The sequence below is a fragment of the Rhizobium sp. 2YAF20 genome, from assembly GCF_052114685.1.
Taxonomy (GTDB): Bacteria; Pseudomonadota; Alphaproteobacteria; order Rhizobiales; family Rhizobiaceae; genus Rhizobium.
The window spans coordinates 1-19,846 of the sequence record NZ_JBFRFF010000030.1 but is presented as its reverse complement, the minus strand read 5'-3'; the positions used below and the strand labels follow the sequence as shown (position 1 = coordinate 19,846).

The following is a 19,846-nucleotide window of genomic DNA, read 5'->3' as shown; positions in this document are numbered from 1 at the left end:
ATGACTATGTCATTACTCTCGCGAAGAGATTGAACTTAAATTAGTTTGCAAGGGGAGCGCCAAACGGCGCCCCAGCTGGGCGTTGTTACGCGGCCCATGACCCCAAACCTGAATTACGTCCTTGTTTCCGAACGTTCCGCATCAGTGAGTATCCCAACAGGCAAGCGAGATTTGATCGATCTGCTCGGTTTGCGGGCGAGCTCTATGAACTTCTTCAGGACTAACTCGTGGACGACCTCTGGATCTCTATCCATCCGAAAATGAACGTTGCTGCCGTCGAACCACGCAACCGTTAGGCCCTCTAAGTTGGCGTTGCAGCTGGTCGAGGTTCCGTTCAGCTCGTAGCGATCGCCTGTGGCGGGAAGGTCGCCGAAGATCTTAGGCGCAGGCCAGGCTCGGATCTGCTCCAACGGTGACCAGGTAATGGTTCCCGTCCAAGGATACTTCTTGGTGAGTTCCACTGCGAACAAATAAATTTCCCTTGAGCCATTGCGAATCATTGCTCCGGAACCTGCGGTCACACGCGCCTTTATGTGATCCTCCACGATCTCCTTCACTTGGTCGATCGGACCTTCGATCCGTGTTCCCTGGTCAAACTGGACGAAAACATCACTCAATGTTCGCTCCTTTGCAGCTTGTCATTTACGTATACTTAAGCCGGTCACTCTTGTTGATTTCCCTCTTGATCGCCTCCTCCGGCTGCATCCAGAGCTGCCGAGTAGCCGGCGGCGAACGCATCGCGGGTACGTTCTGGCCGTAGACCGGTGATGCCGCGAATATTCTTTTGAACCGCTGGCCTATTGAAGCCGGCGGTGCTTACCATGCGGGATGACGATCTGTATCGACAGACTTAGGGGCAACCTTCCTGCGGATGAAGCTCGCCACGCCCTCATCCTGGTTGTCGTACGCGGATATGACTTTGATGCCAGAACTCGGCGCTAAGAGGACGGATCTGAAATTCCATCCCACGAGGCGCGCCGGAAACGACAACAGCGGTCATAAGTTCACGTTACGTTAAGCTTATAGAGCATCTAGTGTTCCGAATCAATACGCCAACCCCTATTGGCCACCGCGATCCGGCTGATTTGCAGGGTCTTGGGCAAACGCTGGCGCGGATAGGAACCAGAAAGCGCAGGCCATCGCGCACATGGAGATTATGAAACCAACCGGCGAGGCCGAGCCTCATCGCACAACATCGAGGTCATCTGGCCGCCAGAATCCCAGGCGTGATTTCAAAACGATCGCTGATTTCCGCCGTGACAAACGCTCTGCCTTGCGCAAGGCGTTCCACGAGTTCGTGCTTCGGTGCCTCAGTTCGTCGTGTTGGTGCTGGAGTAACTGGCGGTGGATGCCACGCGCATCACGGCGGTGGGTGAACAGCCTATAGCTCAGACAAGCGGCATCATCTCAGACCAAACTCGGCGGGCGCCGTTTGGATGTGCTGATGGAAGGTATCGTCCTTGGAAATTGAGTCGAACCGCGTGTGTTAGCGCTCATGCATTGAGCGCTGCAGCGACTCGGGCGCCACCGGCAGTCTTTCCGATGCTCCTCACAAGTCCCAGCGAGTACGTCGATGCGCTCAAGCGGAGCGCCATGAAGTGGCCACTCAATGGTCAGCAGATCACCTCGCTATTGCCACGCGGTTATCTTCCGAGGGCCGCATTGTCGCCCGATCGTTGCTCAACCCTAATCCACGGCCGGAGCAAGGTACGATGCCGCTGCTCACGCCGCGGCATCAAAGGAATGAATCGCAACCACGAAGGAATGAATATGATTACTCGCTATACCCATGCTGCATCGGTGACCGCTGCGGTTTTCAGCTTGATGATTCTCGGCAACGCTGCATTTGCACAGGAGAAAGTTCAAGAGAAACCGCCGACCCCGGCGCAAGCCGATAGCAATGGCGCCGCCGCAGCCATCAGCGATCAGAAAATCGAAGCCTTTGCGGTCGCCTATCGCCAGGTCGACAAGGTCAGGCAGGAATATACGGCCAAACTCGATGCAACGTCTGATCCGACCGCGAAACAACAGTTGCAGACCGAAGCTAGCAAACAAATGGTTCAGGCTGTTCAAGCCTCTCCGGGAATGTCGGTGGATGAATATAGTGCGATTCTGACAGCCGCGCAGAGCGATCCGACGTTCGCTAAGAAAGTTCAGGAAAAGCTTCAGAAATCAGCGCCCGCGCAGCAGTAAGCTGTGCCTGGTTCGGGATCACGTGCCTAGAAGCGGCCTGAATGGCCGCTTTAGCAATCTCGCTTGGGCCACTTGCAACGTAAGCCTCAACTCCTCATCGACTTCTCTGCTTGGCAGCGACAAATTATCGAGCCGGGGCCCTGGGATGGTCCAGTCATCGAGTGACATTCCCGGTTGGTGCTAAATAGATCGTGCGGACCGTCCTGCTGCACCGTGAAGGTGTGAGCGTAATTGTCCCGGCTCCCGAGCGGTACTCCGTCCACAAACTCATCGTGGCCTCTAAGCGGCTCACCGACGCGCTCGGGAGGGCAAAGCGCGACAAGGATCTACTGCAATCCTCGTTGCTCTTCGAGGCTCTGCTGGAGACGCGACAGGGTGATGTGCTGGCCGATGCCTACCGTGAGGCATGGGATCGGGGCAACGCATGGCAGGAGGGCATCATTTTCGGACTGGCGATGATGCCTGACAATGGCAAGGCGGCACTGGCGACTGCCATGGACGTATCGATGGATGAACTTGGCAAGAGGGTAACCTCGTAGCCGATCGATCGGGAAGTCGCCGATCATGCTGCCGACGCAGACGATGATCGGCAATGCCGCCAATCAATTTCAATCATGCCGCCGATTTTACCGAACTTCGGCGCCCTCGGCTGCTCGGCCGATCTCCGGCTTTCGATCACTCCGAAGATCGGAGCGGGCGCTCTAACATTAACCAAGCAGCCATTGATATGTGGGATCTGGCGTCATGACTGTGAATCCGCAGCGAACACTGACCCCTCGCCGGGAGCGCGAGGCGCTTAGGTTTCGTTGCAATTTGGCAAGTCGGCGGGATGCAACCGGCGCCGATGATGACCCAACCGCACTGATAATCGATCAGCGATATCAGGTGCTTAACGCCAAATTCATCGGGGTCAGTGTTCGCTGCAGATTCACAATCATATCTCAGGCACGTCCATGGTTTGCGCTTCAAAAGTCGCATAGAGTCTCGCCTGGGACAGAAATGTCGCATTGCGATCTTACGTGCTCGATGAATCCAGCTTGAGGGGTAATCCCCCCACCAATTAATTGGCTTCAAAAGTAGAATTTTCTCGGCAATATGATCGAGGAGATTTTGATGAAAGACGAGCAGATTTAGCGAACCACAAATCCTTGCAATCCTTGCAATCCTTCGCCAGGCGGAAGGTGGGGTCCCGGTGCCGGAGTTGTGCCGCGAACACGGGATGAGCACGGCATCCTTTTACAAATGGCGATCCAAATACGGCGGCATGGACGCGTCGATGATCAGCCAGATGAAGGCTCTGGAAGACGAGAACCGACGGCTCAATAAGATGTATGCCGAGATGAGCATGCAGGCCGAACTTCTCAAAGAGGCTCTCGGAAAAAAATGACGCGACCTTCTTTACGCCGGGAGATGGTCGCGCAGGCAGTTGGGCGAAGAAGGGTCAGCATTGCGCTGGCATGCCGCACCTTCGGCGTCAGCGAGACTTGCTATCGCTACAGCCCGAAGCTCAATGATGACAACGAGCAGATCGCCGATCTTCTGATCGGGTTGACGAGGGCTAAGAAGAACTGGGGTTTCGGATTGTGCTTCCTGTATCTGCGCAACGTCCAGGGACATGCCTGGAACCACAAGCGCGTTTCCCGAATCTACCGCGAGCTGGAACTGAATCTCCGGATCAAGCCACGCAAGCGGTTGAAGCGAGACAGGCCGGATGCGTTGGTTGTGCCTGATGCACCGAACATGGTCTGGTCCATGGACTTCATGGCGGACCGATTGGAGGATGGTCGGCAGTTTCGACTGCTGAATGTCCTGGACGACTTCAACCGCGAGGGATTGGGCATCGAGGTGGACTTCTCATTGCCTGCCGAACGGGTCATTCGCAGCCTGAACCAGATCATCGAATGGCGCGGCAAGCCGTTCGCCATACGAGTCGACAATGGCCCGGAATATGTCAGCGGCAAGCTGATGGAATGGGCTGAGAACCAGGGCATTGCCTTAAACCACATCCAACCCGGCAAGCCGCAACAGAATGCCTATGTCGAGCGCTACAACCGCACCCTCCGGCATGAATGGCTCGACCAATACATCATCGAGAGTATAGAGGAGGCACAGGAATTCGCCACGCATTGGCTGTGGACCTACCACAACGAACGGCCCAATATGGGCATCGGCGGCATCACACCCGCACAGAAACTGAAAATGGCTGCGTGAATTCTACCGCTGAGCCCCGTTAAAAACGGGGGGATTGCCGAGGCTCACGCCCTTGCTACCAGATATTCTAGCCAACGTGCCCCTCGTTCAGTCCTCGTCGTTCAAATCAACAGGCTCAACAATATCAAACTGCCAAAGCCGCTGAAACTCGGTTCCCGTATAATGCTCTGCAAAGGCAGGCATCAAGGAAAGAAGGGATTCCCCGAGCGCGATACCGATATCGTGGGTCGCAAATCGAAACCTTGTGAGCGGCGAGGGCAGGCTCCGCAACCGACCATCCTCGAGACTGACGATTTCGACATCCCGACCCGGCACCAAGTTGGCTTGGCGCAGGCACGTGTAAACACCGGACGCCAAGGCTTCGTTGATGAGTATGATGCCGGTCGGCGGGTCGGTATTCGACAATAATGTGCCGCAGGCATTGGCAGCGCTGGCCTCGTCAAGCCTGACGTGGGCGACAAGTGCGGGGTCGAAGCCAATCTCACGTTTTGCCAGCGCGCGTTTGTAGCCGGCCAGGGTTATCTGTCCGAAATTCAGCGGACCTGCCGGCACCATAATTGCAATTCTTCGATTTCCAGTGCGATAAAGCCGATCAACCGATTGGTCAGCAAAACTTTCAAAATCGAGATCGATCCATGGCTGCTTGTCGCGAGATCCGGTCCGCCCGAGGGTAATAAACGGCATCCCCTCTTTGGCCAATAGAGCGACGCGCTTGTCATTTGGGCGTGTGGCCGAAAGAATAAGCGCATCCACGAAGCGCCGTTCGACCACACTTCGCAGGTACTCCACCGGGTCTTCGTCGGCGCTGCAGGGAAGGACGACGAGATTAAGGGCGTGGCGCCGCATGACAGTTTGAACGCCATCAAAGATCGACATGAGGAAAAGATCAATATTGCTGGTGAGCGTGGGATGCGTCTCGATCATAAACCCGATGGTTTTGGACATGCCCTGCCGGAGGCTGCGGCCCGACTGCTTTGGCTGATATCCAAGCAATTTGGCGCATTCTACGACACGCTGCCGCAGTTCCTCGTTGACATAGGGCTGGTTGTTGAGCGCGCGCGATACGCTTGCGACCGAGACATTCAAATGGGCCGCGATATCCCTAATGCCAACCATACGATACTCTTAACATCGTGAATGAAGATCTTAGAGGCAATGTCGTCCAAATAGACCATTGACAGCAAAACACACAAGCGCATATTTATGTAAACGTTACATATGGAAACGTTACCTAAACAGGGGCACGGCGGCCAACGCTTGATGGTCCGCAAATGCGGGTGATCGCAAGTATCCGCACACGTGCGTTCAAAAACGGGGCGCCGCTCGACAAGCGAGCGACCAGGGATGGCGCGCCATTTGCCTTGACGCCTCAAGGGCTCTCCAACCCTTACACGGCGCTGCGAAAGCAGGAAGTTGTTGACGAGGCAGGAGAACCGAAGAGTGGATGCAGGCGCGCAAGTTTCCCGGTTCAAGGTCATCGAAGCCGATGTCGACCAGCTCCGTCAGCACTACGAAAGAACTATTGCATCAGCCCATGTAAACCCGCTCGCGGGCAGGAAGACGATCTCTGTCGAGGATCTGCACTTTACCCTTGGCGAGTTCGACATCTGGGCGGGAAACTGCCTATCCGGCATGGAAGTTTGTTTCTCCGAAGCGCCCGATGTCTACGCGCTTTATTTGCCGCTGTCCGGGGTGTTGGAATTCGATTTGCGCGGCCAAGAGTATTTGTCGGCACCGGGAGCGCTTCTGGCATGCAACCTTGGGCACTCGAACTCGCTACGTTTCCAGCCCAATCGCAGCCATATCGGCATCGGGTTCAGCCGGAAGGCGCTGACACAGCAACTCAGCGAGATGATTGATGCACCGGTCATCCAGGATATCGAGCTGCTCGGGACAGCCAGTACCACCGACGGTCCTGGCAAAAAACTTGCCGCAATTTGCAAACTGCTTTGGAACGACCTCGTCACCAACTTTGAGGACGCTATTGATTCCCACTCAAACAAGATGCTTGTCCGGGCAATTATGGTGACGCTGCTTGAAACCTTGCCCCACCGATATTCCTCGCTGCTGGATCGACGCCAGTCGCCTGCGGTGCCGAGGCATGTCAAGCGCGCGATCGAGTTCATGGTCGCCCAGGTAGCGTCGCCGTTGACGATCGAGGAAATCGCCCGCGAGGCTGGCGTTAGTGTTCGCGGGTTGCAGATGGCATTCCAGCAGTTCAAGGATATGACCCCGATGACCTATCTACGACAGATGCGCCTTGATGGTGTCCGGCGTGACCTCACGTCAAGCGCGCAGCAGGACGTCCTGATTTCCGAGGTCGCGAAACGTTGGGGCTTTACGCACATGGGACGGTTTTCCGCCATGTACGTCAATGCGTTTGGCGAGATACCCCGCCAAACATTGAACCGTTCGAGATGATGTCTTCCTTCACCGCAGCAAAGTCGATGAAGCTGGCCGCCGGTTAGGCGCCTTGAATTTGCAGTGGCAGCCCAAACGCTACGATCTTGTCGCGCCGATCACTATTGCAGGCGAACAATAGCCAATCCAGCCCGATTGCCGAGCTAAACCGCCCATCGCTTTGGGGGTGACCGATGGGCGGTTTAGTGCTGCAGTGTACGTGGCCATCATGGCCATCGCAGTACCCCTCAATTGGTGCCAATCGGGTCACTGAAATTCAAGACCGCGGGGTCGTCCCTCCACAGCTAGCGGTGCGCCTCTCCTATTTCCTTTCGTTTTTTGTATAGCCTTGCGCGAAGTGCACATAGCTGAAGCCGGAGACAACCCGACGCTGTCGGAAAACACTGATGGCCGCCCGCAAAACCAACCACCCACTACAGCGCAACGAGAAGCGCGCGGGCGTTCGGCTTTGCTACCTCCCGCCACCTACACCACCCGCCGGGACGCGATCGTGCGCTGTCTCCTCACCGAGCAGTAGCCCAGGTCCTGCGGCATCGCCGTGCGTCAATCCGGGAGAGTTTTGCGAATACGAAACCGAATGACCTGACGCCGCGTTGATGCGGATCAATGCGAGTGAAGAGCGCCGCGCGCCTCTGGTGGAGGCTGGACCCGGACTATTCCATCCGTCAATGCGCCATGAAAATTGGGATCCTGCTGTCTTCGATCATGCTGCGTGTTACGCCCCCGAACAGCGTCTGCCGCCAGCGGGGGTGGCTATAGGCACCCATGACGATCATATCGGCGTTCACATCTAGCGCATGCTGCCTCAAGACTTCGTCGGCTCTGCGTCCACCGCTGGCCACCCGGTCCACCTGAACCTTAACTCCGTGGCGGGCAAGATATCTGCCGATGTCGGCGCCCGGCTCCTCTCCGTTCACTCGCTCCCGTGCCACAGGGTCGATCATCGTCACGTAGACGCAGTCTGCCGTCTTGAGAAGGTCAAGGGCCTGGCGGGCGGCATGCGACGCCTCGTTGCTTGAATCCCATGCAAGAAGGATTGACTTCGACGTCGAACTCAGCAGCCGAGCTCCACGGTTGATGATGATCGGCGTCGGCGTCTGGAACAGTGCGCCGTCGATGATGCGCTTTTGAAGTTCCGTGTCGTTGGCGGCCTGGCGGCCGACGAGCACCACGTCCGCATAGAGCGCTCTTTCCGCGACGTCCTCCTGCGCCCACGCAAATTCCGTGTAGACGTCCTGCACGTCGTAGGACAGATCGGTTTCCGACAGATAGGCCCTGATTTCCTCCGCCTTCTGGGCGAGTTCGTCGATCTCGCGCTGGCGTTCGTCCAGCCAGATTGCAGAAACGTCGTATCCAGCGCCTATCGGCGTCAGGCCTATGGAGATCACCGCCGCGCTGAGGTGCGCGCCGACGGCGGCGCAGAACTCCACCGCGGCCTTCAGATCTTCTTTGAAACTCGTCGAGCTCAGAATGCTTAGCACCGTGCGAATGGACATGTCGATCACCTCTCCGATTGAATGCGGCAAGGATATCCGCGGAAACGGAACTGTCCTTGATCTTCGTCAAGGATTGCGTCCGCAGCTTGCTCACAATGCGGTGGTGTCTGATGCCGTGGATCGATTGCGCAAGATCAAAGCAGCAGTCTGCGGGTCGTGTCAGACTTTGGATTCTTACCGCTGCGCGACGACGGGATGCCTGAGGGAAAGGTCCGGTCGCTACCGGCTTCTCTTGTCACCGGCCGGGGCAGTGTGACCCGATCTCCAACATAAGGAAACCAACATGGACGTAAAGGCAACACGGACCAAGCTCCAGGATTTGAAGAGCGAGCTTTCGCGCCGTCTCGATGCGATCGACGCCGATCTGTCGGTCGCCCTCGAGGCGGACAGCGAGGAGCGCGCGACGCAGGTCGAGAACGATGAAGTTCTTTGGGGAATGCAGGCCGAGGGGGCTCAGCAGATTGCGGCGGTCGACGCCGCGTTGGAAAGGCTGGAAAACGGCACCTACGGCCGCTGCGCTAAGTGTCATGAGAACATCAGAAAGGATCGTCTTGCAGCCGTGCCCTATACGCCGTTCTGCATAACGTGCGCTCAATCCCTTCGCTGACACAGGGAGGAAGGGAGATGCCTTTAGCGGCGGCCTCACGAACTGGCGACAGAACGGGGTCTGAACGTCGCCTGTAACGACTTCCAAGCTTGGAATCTCGCCCGGTTCTTTTGGTCCTGGCGTCCATGCTCGCGGTCGCGCTTGGCTGTTTGCCGGCGCGATCGCGGCGACGCAGTCGATATCGCGTCGGACTTCTTTGAAAGGGAGCTGGAGGAGTATTCTGTGGAGGCAGGGGGCTCGGCGAAAACTTATGGTATATGCGCGGCGTCGATGCTCGGTTCGAACGCCAGCTCGTCGAGTATGTCCTGTCGAATTCCCAAATCAGTCATTTCTGCCTCCTTTTGGGTCCCGAAGCCGGATGGCCTCGCAAGGCAAGATTTGCCGCCCCATAAGGTCGAGCATTGCGCTCGGTCAATCGGGACCGGCGACGGCTGACCGGATCGTGGCGAGCAAACATGTTCCGATTCAACCCCGCGCGAGGATTGAGGTGTCTTTGTCACGAAATACTGGCTGCCCGTCAATCGTCCGATCTTTGATGCGAGCGGCAGGCTGGTCTACCTGCTGCATCACGTCACGGACGTCGCGAGCGTGGTCGAATTTCCCTCTACCAATGCCAAAGCAGCCGAGGGCTAAACGGTCCGGTCTGAGCGGCATGGCGGCTCTCCGATCGGCATGGCCGAACGCCGTACCGCTCGGAACAATCACCGAAACATCCATGCGGGCAGGTTCGTCGAGGAGGCGACGATGGCCACTCCGTTCAACATAACCATGCTGAGCGAGTTGGGCTGATATTATCTCGCTCTCGAGGCGATCGCTGACGTGCGGTGCCTTACCGAGAAGGCGCCGCAAGCCGTCTCCGGCCTAAAGGCGAAGCTCGAGGCGCATCGCGTGTTCGCGCAGGCGTACGGCGAAGACATGCCTGAGATCCAGGATTGGTGTTGGCGGCGTGACGATTGATCTTTGTCAACGCGCATCGTCCGGCTTTCGGCTCTAATCGTCCTGCCAATCAAAGGAGGCACGACGATGCTAGCCAGAGACATCATGACGACGCCGGTGACGACGATCGACGAGGGCCATAACGTCAAGGAGGCCATCGATATCGTCAACGCCAGTAAGATCGGTGCAGTTCCCGTCGTCGATCCCGAAGGTCGGCTGACGGGGATCGTCAGCGAGGGGGACCTGTTGCGCCGGGTGGCGTTATCCTGGGCGAGGCGGGCCGTGCCGCACACGCGCGACCGCGATGAGGCGCTGGCCAACTATGTGAAGGCTCGAAGCTGGCGCATCAAGGACGTCATGACGACGCCCGTCGTGAGCGCCACCCCGACCGCGACGGCAAGCCAGCTCGCCGAACTTCTGCAGGCCCACAACATCAAGCACGTGCCCGTCGTCGAGAACGGCAGGCTTGCCGGTATCATCAGCCGTCGCGACCTGATGCGCGCGCTCCTCGACGTTGCGCCGGACTGCACCGCGTCCGGAGACGAGGCCCTCGGAACCGCCGTGCGCAGCCGTCTGGAAAGCGAGCTTGAAATAACACCTGCAATGGTCGGGACGACCGTACTGAACGGCGTCGTCACCTTGCGGGGCAAGGTCGAAACCGAGCTGGAACGCGACGCGGCCAGAGTGGCGGCAGAAAGCGTCCGGGGCGTCGGCGGCGTGGTAAACAAGATCGCGCTTGCCTATCACATGTTGAGCCGTCTCAAACTTTAGCGCGGGTTCTCTGGAAGGATTGTCGAAGATCGTGTCGGCGGCGATCGTCGGCTCCTTCCTGTAGCATACGCAACGAAAACAATGCGCGAGAGGTGGCCATCATGATCGCCAAGGTTCTAGCCGATGCAGTCATGTCGAGGCTTCTGCTCGTCATCCTGATCCTTATGATCGGGACGGTCGTGGGCGTTCTTCTGGTCAGGTCGCCCGGCAGTGACGCGGGAAGTGGCCGCGTCGAGCGTTCTCTCTCGGCCCCATGAGGCCGCGATGAGCATGCCGCGTTCCACGATAGGATTGTCTCGTTGCCCGTCAAATCAGATCGAAAGGCGCCGTGCCGGCATCTTAGGCTGAGGCGCATCCCGATGGGATATCCCCGGAAGACCGTACCAATAATGACATGGCTTTTTAGCGGAAGGAAACACAATCGCCCAGCGGCAAAGCCTAGTGTCGCTCGATACGTCAGATGAGAAGCACGGGACACAGCCACTTCACAGCGCCCGGCTAATGCGTTTATTCATCGGAACCTACCCCGACACCGTGACGTTACCGTGCGAGGGAGGAGCCAATCGCGTACGAGCCTGACATGACAATCGTTTTCGACGTAAATTCGAAAGGTGCTGCCGTGAGCTTCCGGGGGAACGTGATTTATCTTCCGGGTTGGCCGCTCGGTCGATTCAGTCGTATGTCAGCTTTCTGCGCCATTGATGCTTGATCGACCGACAGGGGATCGGTTGTCTTCGGCTTTCGGGTGTTGGCAGACCTACCCGAGCCCAATTCCAGCAACCTCGTAGCAGGTGTGATTACGATGAGCTTCTCAAACGCAGTTTCCAAGAACAAAATCTCCTACGACGCGGTGACAATATCGCTGCACTGGATCACGGCAGCGCTGGTGATTTTCCTGTTTGGTAGCGCCGAGACATGGGGCTTTTTCGAGCGTGGGGGCGCACTGCGCCACGAGCTTCAGCTGTTGCATGTCTCCTGCGGCATCCTACTTTTGCCGGTCGTCCTTTTCCGCGTCGTCTGGCGGTTTGCGCATCGAGGCGACTTGCCGCCCGCGGCAGCCGGCGTCCAGGAGCTTTTGGCAAAGGGCACACATCTCACTCTGTATGCGCTGCTTGTGGCGCAAGTTACCCTCGGCTTTCTCTATCGCTGGGCACAGGGAGAAGACTTCGGTTTCTTTGGCCTCTTCTCGCTGCCCCGCATCATCGACATCGACGCCACCTGGGCACATTCGATCCGCGAGTTCCACAATGACGTCGCCTGGATCATCGTGGCATTGGCTGGGTTTCATGCTCTTGCGGTGCTCTACCATCACTATTTTCTAAAGGACCGCCTCTGGGCGCGCATGATCCCATCCGTAAACGGCGACGCGCCGTAACGCAGTGCACAGGCTCTCAAAGAAAAAGGTCGGGACGCTACCGTTCCGACCTTTCTCGATCTGTCTCAACGTCACTGCCAATACACCCATGGTCAGCGTAGGAGACAAATTCAATGCCCCCAGCATGGAGGACGCAGTTTAGAGTTCAAGTTGTTAGTTCGAGTTAGCCGATTGTCGCTCCGCTGACAGTAGTAGCGCGACATTGTCGACCTTGCGGCTGAGCGGGCAACCTCTCACAAGGCCTCGTTGGTCGATTCCCCAACAATAACAGCCGATGTAGCGACCTCGATGGCCGCCAGGATCCGTTTGCGGGACGCGCCAGCGACGAACGCGTCGATGACCTGGTCTCCCCCAATGCCATAACGAGGTTGACTGCCGTCAAGCTTCAAGACCAGTCCGCCGACGGCACTCAAGAGTGCCTGGCCGGCGGCGCAGTCCCAGGTCATTGTCGGTGACAACCGCGGATAGAGGTCGGCTTCGCCCGTTGCCAGGAGCGCGAATTTCAAAGAGGAGCCAAGGAGGTGAACCGATTTTGGGGCGAGCTTCATAAGCAGGCCGCGTGTGCGCTCGTCGAAATGGGAGCGGCTGACGACAATGCGCGGCGCCCGCTCCGACTGGCGTACAGGCAAGAGCTGGCGGCGACGGCCATCACTATCTTCCTCGAAAGCACGTCCGCGTCCATCGGCAAAGAACAGGCGATGATGTGCCGGAGCGAACAGGATCGCCGACCTCGGTACGCCGTCTTCGACCAAGGCGACGTTGATCGTGAAATCTTTGTTGCCGGCAATGAACTCCTTGGTTCCATCGAGTGGATCAATGACAAAGGCAGAACCATCGCTCGCGCGGAGCGAGCGGTTATTTTCCTCGCTCAGGATCGGAATATCGGCGTCTAGCTCTTCGCAAGCTTCGCACAGCAATCTGTTGCATTCCAGATCGGCAGCAGTGACAGGTGATCCGTCGGGCTTTGTCATGACCCTGCTGTCAGACCTCCACAATTTCATTGCCGCATCACCCGCGGCGTGTATGGCCGGCAACAAGGCTTGGAGGAATTCTTCGGGCCGTCGCTTTCGCACATGCGCCTCCATGTGTCAGGCTCAATCATAGTCCCTAAGAGATACCGTCGGCGGGCGCCTTGATCCTGGTCAATGCCGATGTTTTCAGACCTGCTGTGATGACAGATAGTAAGGCAGGTCCTCTCACGATGGTTCATCGTGCACGAGATTGATGCCTTTTCCACATCTGTCAGCGGCATGGCAAGAGTGGGCGGTTGCAACAGGCAAAAGGACCCAAGATCATGTTGCTCGACGAACAGCGGGAGGTGATCGCATTCTTGAGCGACGCCAAGTCCTATGGAGGGACCACATCTGTCGCGGTGATTGAGACGCATATCTCACTCATCTTCTTGGCCGGACCGAAGGCTTACAAGCTGAAGAAAGCGGTCAAGCTTCCCTATGTCGATTTTTCAACTGCCGCACTTCGGCTGAGCGCATGTCTCAAGGAGATCGCGCTCAACAGCGTTACCGCGCCCGGCCTGTATCTCGGCGTCAAGAAGCTCGCCAAGGCTCAGGATGGCACCGTCTGTTTCGCAGACGACGGCCCGCCTCTCGACGCCGTTGTCGAAATGGTGCGCTTTGATCAGGACCTCTTATTTGACCGACTTGCGGCGGCAGATAAGCTCACTGATGCGTTGATGACGTCGACCGCGCGTATGATTGCGGGCTTCCATCAAACCGCAGCCATTGCACAAGACCTGGACGGTCGTCGCCATATGGAGGCCGTCCTTGACATCAACGATGCCGGATTTGCCACAAGTACGCTGTTTTCGCAGGATGAATTTGCCGCCTTCGGCAGGCTTTTTCGCGAAGCGCTTGAGCGGCATGCAGAACGACTGCGCGAGCGCGCTGCGTCGGGAAAGATAAGGCGGTGCCACGGCGATCTGCATTTGCGCAATATTTGCCTCCTCGACGGCCTGCCGCGGTTGTTTGATTGCATCGAATTCAACGATCAAATCGCCACGGTTGATGTTCTTTACGACCTAGCCTTTCTGCTCATGGATCTGTGGCACGAGGGCCACCACCATCACGCCAACCTCGTTATGAACCGATATCTCGACGACTCGGACAATGAGGACGGGTTTGTGCTCTTGCCTTTCTTTCTGGCAGTGCGTGCCGCCGTCAGAGCCCATGTGATCGCCACACAAGCGCAGACCGCACGGAATAGGCAGACGCTTCAAGCAGATGCAAGGGCCTATTTCGAACTCGCAAAACGGTTTCTGGAGCCGAAGCCCGTAAGGCTGATTGCCATTGGCGGACTGAGTGGTTCTGGCAAGACAACAATCGCCGAAGCACTTGCTCCCTATGTCGGCGCTCCCCCGGGAGCCCGCGTCGTTGAAAGCGACCGCATCCGCAAGGCCTTGCATGGCGTTCCGGCAGAGACACGGCTCCCGAAGGCCGCCTATCGGCCAGAAGTGTCCGAGCGGGTGTATATGGATATGGTTTTGCGAACGGACGTCATCCTAGCAGATGGAGGATGCGTGGTTGCGGACGCCGTTTTCGACGACCCCGACCACAGAAACGCGATCGAGAAAACCGCGCTCCATCGAAATATCCGCTTTGATGGCTTCTGGCTCGATGCCGATCCGGCCTTGCTCTGGAAGCGCATTGACAGGCGCCAGATGGGGCCTTCCGACGCAAAGGTCGACGTGTTGGAAATGCAGCTTGCGCGACGAATTGGAAATGTGGGCTGGCGCAAGATCGACTCGTCCAGAAGTGTCCATGACATCTACGAAGAGATGGTTTCGGATCTTGCACCGGAAAGGTCGGCAACGGTCCGAGCCTGAAGATCCGGGCTGAAGGCCAGCCGCGTGGCCCGTGCTTGGAAAGAGCCGCGGGACAGGTGCTCGCGACCTCGAATACGCCGGTATGGGTCTATCGCTAACAAGAAGGTGCTTGGGGGTGTCAATCAAGAACCTTGCGTCGCTGTTTCATCCACGATCGGTCGCGGTGACCGGTGCCTCCAATCGCGCGGATGCCATCGGTACAAGAATCCTCGAAAACGTACTGCATGGCGGCTTTCCGGGGCAGGTTTGGCCTGTCAATCCAAACCATGCACAGCTCCTGGAGCAAAAATGCTATACGGACATTCCTACGCTGCCAGCAGCGCCGGACATCGCCATCATCGCGACGCCGGCATCGACTGTGCCGCTCGTTCTGCAGCAATTGGGCGAGAACGGAACCAAGATCGCGGTCGTGGTTGCGGCGGGCCTGACAGACAAAACGGCCTCAGGCAGGCCGCGCATGAGGCCAGCAAGCCCAATGGCTTGCGAATTTTCGGACCGAACGTGGTGGGGCTTATTCTTCCTGGCGCAAGGCTCAATGCGAGCTTCGTGCTGACGAGCCCGACCTCCCTTCGCCTACGAAGAACCGGTTGGTGCCATCGGCGTCACAGGTGAAGATATGTCAGCATTGAAGGATCCTGCCTTCCGTGGCGAATAGACGTGTTCGCTGGCGACCTTTGAGGCGGAATACCCCTCTTTGTCAAAAGGATTGCGCAAGATCAATGCAGGGCCGAACCAACTGAGGCAACCATTTCAAGTGTCCGAAAAGGAGATCGATCGTGAAGGCACAATTTCATCTGCCCTTGGCAACTTATCCTGATGCCAGTTCCTTTGCCGTCATACAGAATGCGGTCGAGTTGGCACGACACCAACAGGCGGAGCTGACGGTAAGTCTGCCGCAGCCGGAAACGCGGGGGATAGCGCAGCCCTCGTCGACTTTTATCGAGGCCGCCGACATCAGCGCGGAAGGAGAAGAGTTCAGTCATGACCCAGCAATGGCGCTGATCGCCGCCGCGCGGAATTACGCCAGCAAGGCCGAGGTTCCCCTCACTTTAGCCTCCTATGCGCAAAAGGCGCCGTTTGTCGGCGACAAGATTGCAGCTCTCGCGCGTATCTATGATCTCTCCGTCATGGAGGCTTCGCCAATGGCAAGGCCCCTCATTGAGAGCGTTCTATTTGCGAGCGGTCGACCCTTGGTCCTTTTTCCCGCGGACAACTTTTGCGGGCGGATCGATACCGTTGCTATTGGCTGGGACGGCAGTGCGACGTTGGCACGCGCACTGACGGGAGCGCGGCTATTTTTAGAAATTGCCTCAAGGGCCATCGTGATTTCGGTGACGGACGACAAAGAAATTGACGAGGACATGCGCGAGCGGTTTGCTGCAGTCCTTCGCAAAACTGTTCGCACGGTCGAAGTTGTGGTCGCAAAAGCGCACGGGGAGCCTGCCGGCGGCGCGATTCAGGCCATTTGTGCTGAGAACCGGGCCGATCTGCTGGTCGTCGGAGGTTTTGGACATTCGCGATTGCGCGAAGTTGTCTTCGGCGGAGTTACCCGTACGCTGCTCAGCAACCTTGAAATTCCGGTACTGCTTGCACATTAGAGGTCATCGAAGCGCGCAACCCCGCGTGAAGGCGGAAAACGCTTAGAGATGCGAGCCATTTGGCGCTCGCTTTGCAGCAACAAATCATCCACCAGAGCCTCCTTCAATGGAGACGCCGAATTACATTTCAAACAAAACTAATAGGTCCTGGCCCCAGTGTTGCGGCTGGGTCCAACGGAACAGTCACATTGAACAGCGACGGTGAGCATCTCAGCGAGCCTGGCACCTTTTGAAAGAGGCGGGCTCCTCTACCTGAAACAATGTCGCCTGTGCATGTTTGGCGCGCCAGTCTTCCAACATCAGCGGATCGCGCTGCCATGCCGTTTTCTGGTGCGTCGGTCTGCGAGGCGTTGGGCTTGCGGCCGTCAGTCCAGCAATTCGCGCAGCCTGATGGCAAGCTCCCGGGCCGTGTATGGCTTTTTTAGCCAGATTTCGTTTTCGGAAAGTCGATCGCCCGCGATCTGCGGCGAAGCATAGCCGGAAGTGAAGAGCACGCGGATGTCCGGCTTCAAGCGCCTGATTTCCTCTGCGAGCTTATCGCCTGCCAGCCCGCCTGGCATGACCATATCGGTGAATAGCAATGCGATATCCGGGTTCTGGCCAAACAATATCAGCGCCTCTGTGCCGTTGGAGGCCTCCAAGACCCGATAGCCCGCATCTTTCAGCCTGGCGACTGCGACGCGCCTTACTCGCAGATCGTCCTCGACGACTAGAATCAGTTCGCTACCGGATGGGATCGTCGGAGCGGGATCCTCGACTGTTGCGACATCCACGGCTTGGCCATGTTTCAGAATGGGCAGGAAAACCCTGACGCTCGTGCCTTGCGCGGCCTCGCTATAGAGCTGGACATGCCCGCCAGACTGCTTTGCAAACCCGTAGACCATGCTCAGACCGAGGCCGGTGCCGGCCCCAACGCTCTTGGTGGTGAAGAAGGGCTCGAAGGCATGGCGCCTTACCGCCTCGGTCATGCCGTGCCCGGTATCCGACACGGTCACCAGAACGTATTCGCCTGTGCGGACCTGCGGAAACATTTCCGCGTAGTCGACGTCGAGCTTGACACGTCCGATCTCGATCGACAGCCGGCCACCGTCTGGCATTGCGTCGCGGGCATTCAGCGCCAGATTCAATAGCGCATTTTGCAGTTGTGACGCGTCGACCAACGCTAGATTGGATGAGCCTGTCACCGTCGTACGCAGCTCGATCGTCTCGCCGATTGTCCGGCGAAGCAGTTCGGAAAATCCGCCAACGAGTTGACCGACGTCGATGACCTTCGGGTTCAGCGGCTGGCGACGGCCAAAGGCAAGGAGTTGTTCGGTGAGCTTTGCTCCATCGTCGGCTGCAAGCTGCGCCTCGTGCAGAAGGGTCAGAAGCTTTGGGTCGTGAAGCTTGCTCTCAAGCATCTCGAGATTGCCGCTGATCACGGTCAGCAAATTGTTGAAGTCGTGCGCCAGCCCACCCGTCAGTTGACCGACTGCCTCCATCTTCTGTGCCTGACGAAGTTCTTCCTCGATCCGATGGCGGCTGGTGAGGTCACGAATGAAACCCGTAAATATCCGATTTCCGTTTGAATTTGCCTCACCGACGGAAAGTTCCATCGGAAAGGTCGTGCCATCTTTGCGCTGGCCCGTCACGATCCGCCCATAGCCTATGATGCGGCGTTCCCCAGTGTTTATGTAGTGTGACAGATATCCGTCATGGGCGTCCCGATCCGGCTGCGGCATTAGCATGCGGACATTGCAGCCCCGCACATCCGCTTCCGAATAGCCGAACAGCCGTTCGGCCGCGGTACTGAACGATGTAATCGTGCCGCGCTCGTCGATGACGACCATCGCTTCGGGGACCGTATCGAGGATGGAGCGAAGATGCAGCTCGCGATGGGCAAGGTCCGCTTGCATCCGTTTAAGGTCGCTCACGTCGCTGTTCGTCTGCAGGATGACAAGTGTCCCATCGCCTTCCAAAAGGGCGGCGACACAGCGGCTGGCGATATGCAGGACATGGCCATCCTTGTGGCGATGTGTGATTTCGCCCGTCCAGATGCCCCGGTTCCGCAAGCTCTCACGGACGTCTTCCAGCGGTTCTGGGAATTCTGTCTCAAGCAGGGTATGGACAATCTTGCCGATTGCCTCCTCGCGTGTCCATCCGTAGAGATCTTCGCAGCCGCGTGTCCAACGGGTAATGACGCCCTCGAAACCATGCACAATGATGCTCGCGCCATCAAGGATACGCTCGATTTCCTCAAGCCCGTGCTCGCTTGTCTGCTGCAGTGGTCTGAAACCGTCCATGCTATCTCTGCTCTTAAGTTAGGGGCGACCGAACCGTTGACCCACCACCATGTCGTGGTCATCATAACTGTTATTGTCCGCATCATCGTCGCCTGCAAGCAGTGCAAGCCTGTCGATCTTGAATTGATAACCGTGGCGGCCCTTCGGGACAATCATGCCGCGCGCCGTCAGTTTTGTCATGTTCCGCGACACGGTCTCGATCGTCAGGCCGAGATAGTCAGCGATGTCCTGGCGGGTCATCGGCAGATCGACTGTCGCAGTCGACTTCGAAATGGCCCCTGTGCGCCGGGCAAGCAGAAGAAGGAAGCTGCAGAGCCGTTCTTCAGCAGTCTTGCACGCCAGCAACGCCATCTGGTCCTGTGCCGCCGCCATTTCATCGCAAAGCCGGGCAAAGAGCTTCGGACGCAGTTCCGGGCACTGGTTTATCTTTTCCTGAAAGGCGGACCGGGCAAATCGACGCACCTTGGTGACGGTCACTGCTTCCGCACCGTAGAGATAGCGGTCTTTCATCGAGATGCCGACCAGATCACCGGGGAAGACAAATCCGGTGATGATGCGACGGCCGTCGCCAATGATCCTGACGACGCGCAGGACGCCCTCGACGACCTCGAATATGTGCTTTGCCGGATCACGCTCCCAAAACAGGGCGCTGCCGGCCTGGATTGTCTCTATTGGCTGGCTCTTGAAGACGGAGGCAAGGGTCGGCGGGGTTGCCGCTGCGATCGAAGTGACGTTGCTGGGGCGGAACTGGTATTCTCTCTCGGCGGCAAACATCTCATTCCCCTCTGTCAATTGGATGAGGGCAATAGATCGCCTTTGGGTAATAGGGGGACGATGCCACTGTGATATTCGGCGTGTAAGTGTAACAAGATGTAACAAGCCTTCACTGCGGGCCACTGGACAATATGACGATGACACCCTTTCAGAGCCAGACCACCAACATCCTCGTGGTCGACGACGATCCGCGCATCCGGCAGATGCTGACACGCTACTTCGAGGACGAAGGATATGGCGTCACCGCGGTGGCGGATGGTGCCTCGATGCGCGCGGTGCTACCGCGGATTTCGTTCGACGCCATATTCCTCGATCTCGTCCTGCCCGGTGGAGACGACGGACT

General features: G+C 57.7%; 17 protein-coding genes and 2 pseudogenes. 13 read left to right on the top strand and 6 right to left on the bottom strand.

The features are described 5' to 3' along the window. Positions 1-113: 113 nt before the first annotated feature. Complete coding sequence (locus AB4Z52_RS26065) at positions 114-617, bottom strand: hypothetical protein (protein WP_442220794.1); 504 nt, start codon at positions 615-617, stop codon at positions 114-116. A 1,147-nt stretch (positions 618-1,764) separates the two neighbouring features. Between AB4Z52_RS26065 and AB4Z52_RS26060 the strand changes: the two genes are divergently transcribed. The 3 genes and pseudogenes from AB4Z52_RS26060 (at position 1,765) to AB4Z52_RS26050 (ending at position 4,404) form a co-directional block, all read left to right on the top strand. Continuing rightward, a complete protein-coding gene (locus AB4Z52_RS26060) occupies positions 1,765-2,193 on the top strand; it encodes a DUF4168 domain-containing protein (RefSeq protein ID WP_442220866.1) in 429 nt (142 codons plus the stop codon). A 191-nt stretch (positions 2,194-2,384) separates the two neighbouring features. Next, positions 2,385-2,732, top strand: a pseudogene (locus AB4Z52_RS26055) (GSU2403 family nucleotidyltransferase fold protein); the annotation flags it as partial. Between the two features lie 605 nt (positions 2,733-3,337). Further along, positions 3,338-4,404 (top strand): IS3 family transposase gene (locus AB4Z52_RS26050; RefSeq protein ID WP_442220865.1). Its coding sequence is split into 2 segments (ribosomal slippage): positions 3,338-3,572 and positions 3,572-4,404, totalling 1,068 coding nucleotides; the frame shifts between segments, so codons are not numbered across the junction. Between the two features lie 87 nt (positions 4,405-4,491). Here the strand turns inward: AB4Z52_RS26050 and AB4Z52_RS26045 are convergent. Next, complete coding sequence (locus tag AB4Z52_RS26045) at positions 4,492-5,520, bottom strand: LacI family DNA-binding transcriptional regulator (protein WP_442220793.1); 1,029 nt, start codon at positions 5,518-5,520, stop codon at positions 4,492-4,494. A gap of 324 nt (positions 5,521-5,844) precedes the next feature. Between AB4Z52_RS26045 and AB4Z52_RS26040 the strand changes: the two genes are divergently transcribed. Continuing rightward, positions 5,845-6,825, top strand: coding sequence for an AraC family transcriptional regulator (locus AB4Z52_RS26040; RefSeq protein ID WP_442220792.1), 981 nt, complete (start codon positions 5,845-5,847; stop codon positions 6,823-6,825). A gap of 665 nt (positions 6,826-7,490) precedes the next feature. On the opposite strand, the gene AB4Z52_RS26035 is transcribed toward AB4Z52_RS26040, so the two are convergent. Next, complete coding sequence (locus AB4Z52_RS26035) at positions 7,491-8,321, bottom strand: universal stress protein (protein ID WP_442220791.1); 831 nt, start codon at positions 8,319-8,321, stop codon at positions 7,491-7,493. Between the two features lie 283 nt (positions 8,322-8,604). Between AB4Z52_RS26035 and AB4Z52_RS26030 the strand changes: the two genes are divergently transcribed. The 5 genes and pseudogenes from AB4Z52_RS26030 (at position 8,605) to AB4Z52_RS26010 (ending at position 12,010) form a co-directional block, all read left to right on the top strand. Next, a complete protein-coding gene (locus tag AB4Z52_RS26030; protein ID WP_442220790.1) occupies positions 8,605-8,928 on the top strand; it encodes a TraR/DksA family transcriptional regulator in 324 nt (107 codons plus the stop codon). A gap of 801 nt (positions 8,929-9,729) precedes the next feature. Then, positions 9,730-9,885: pseudogene (locus AB4Z52_RS26025) on the top strand (hypothetical protein); the annotation flags it as partial. A 66-nt stretch (positions 9,886-9,951) separates the two neighbouring features. Next, positions 9,952-10,635: a CBS domain-containing protein gene (locus AB4Z52_RS26020; RefSeq protein ID WP_442220789.1), complete on the top strand. Its 684-nt coding sequence runs from the start codon at positions 9,952-9,954 to the stop codon at positions 10,633-10,635. A gap of 101 nt (positions 10,636-10,736) precedes the next feature. Further along, positions 10,737-10,892: a hypothetical protein gene (locus AB4Z52_RS26015; RefSeq protein ID WP_442220788.1), complete on the top strand. Its 156-nt coding sequence runs from the start codon at positions 10,737-10,739 to the stop codon at positions 10,890-10,892. Positions 10,893-11,437: 545 nt separating this feature from the next. Then, complete coding sequence (locus tag AB4Z52_RS26010) at positions 11,438-12,010, top strand: cytochrome b (protein WP_442220787.1); 573 nt, start codon at positions 11,438-11,440, stop codon at positions 12,008-12,010. 233 nt (positions 12,011-12,243) lie between these two features. On the opposite strand, the gene AB4Z52_RS26005 is transcribed toward AB4Z52_RS26010, so the two are convergent. Further along, positions 12,244-13,095 (bottom strand): 3'(2'),5'-bisphosphate nucleotidase CysQ family protein, encoded by an 852-nt coding sequence (locus AB4Z52_RS26005; protein WP_442220786.1) that lies wholly within the window; start codon positions 13,093-13,095, stop codon positions 12,244-12,246. A 209-nt stretch (positions 13,096-13,304) separates the two neighbouring features. On the opposite strand from AB4Z52_RS26005, the gene AB4Z52_RS26000 reads away from it, so the two are divergent. From AB4Z52_RS26000 to AB4Z52_RS25990, 3 genes are all read left to right on the top strand, one after another. After that, on the top strand, positions 13,305-14,849 hold the full coding sequence (locus tag AB4Z52_RS26000; RefSeq protein ID WP_442220785.1) for an AAA family ATPase: 1,545 nt from the start codon (positions 13,305-13,307) through the stop codon (positions 14,847-14,849). Positions 14,850-14,964: 115 nt separating this feature from the next. Further along, on the top strand, positions 14,965-15,402 hold the full coding sequence (locus tag AB4Z52_RS25995) for a CoA-binding protein (protein WP_442220784.1): 438 nt from the start codon (positions 14,965-14,967) through the stop codon (positions 15,400-15,402). A gap of 439 nt (positions 15,403-15,841) precedes the next feature. Then, positions 15,842-16,447, top strand: a complete 606-nt coding sequence (locus AB4Z52_RS25990; protein WP_442220783.1) for a universal stress protein — start codon at positions 15,842-15,844, stop codon at positions 16,445-16,447. Positions 16,448-16,812: 365 nt separating this feature from the next. Here the strand turns inward: AB4Z52_RS25990 and AB4Z52_RS25985 are convergent, their stop codons facing one another. Together AB4Z52_RS25985 and AB4Z52_RS25980 are read right to left on the bottom strand one after the other, a co-directional pair. After that, entirely contained in the window at positions 16,813-18,729 is a 1,917-nt protein-coding gene (locus AB4Z52_RS25985) for a PAS domain S-box protein (RefSeq protein ID WP_442220782.1), read from the bottom strand. 18 nt (positions 18,730-18,747) lie between these two features. Further along, positions 18,748-19,503: a helix-turn-helix domain-containing protein gene (locus AB4Z52_RS25980; RefSeq protein WP_442220781.1), complete on the bottom strand. Its 756-nt coding sequence runs from the start codon at positions 19,501-19,503 to the stop codon at positions 18,748-18,750. 137 nt (positions 19,504-19,640) lie between these two features. Between AB4Z52_RS25980 and AB4Z52_RS25975 the strand changes: the two genes are divergently transcribed. Continuing rightward, on the top strand, positions 19,641-19,846 hold a 206-nt coding region (locus AB4Z52_RS25975; RefSeq protein ID WP_442220780.1), incomplete at its 3' end, for a response regulator.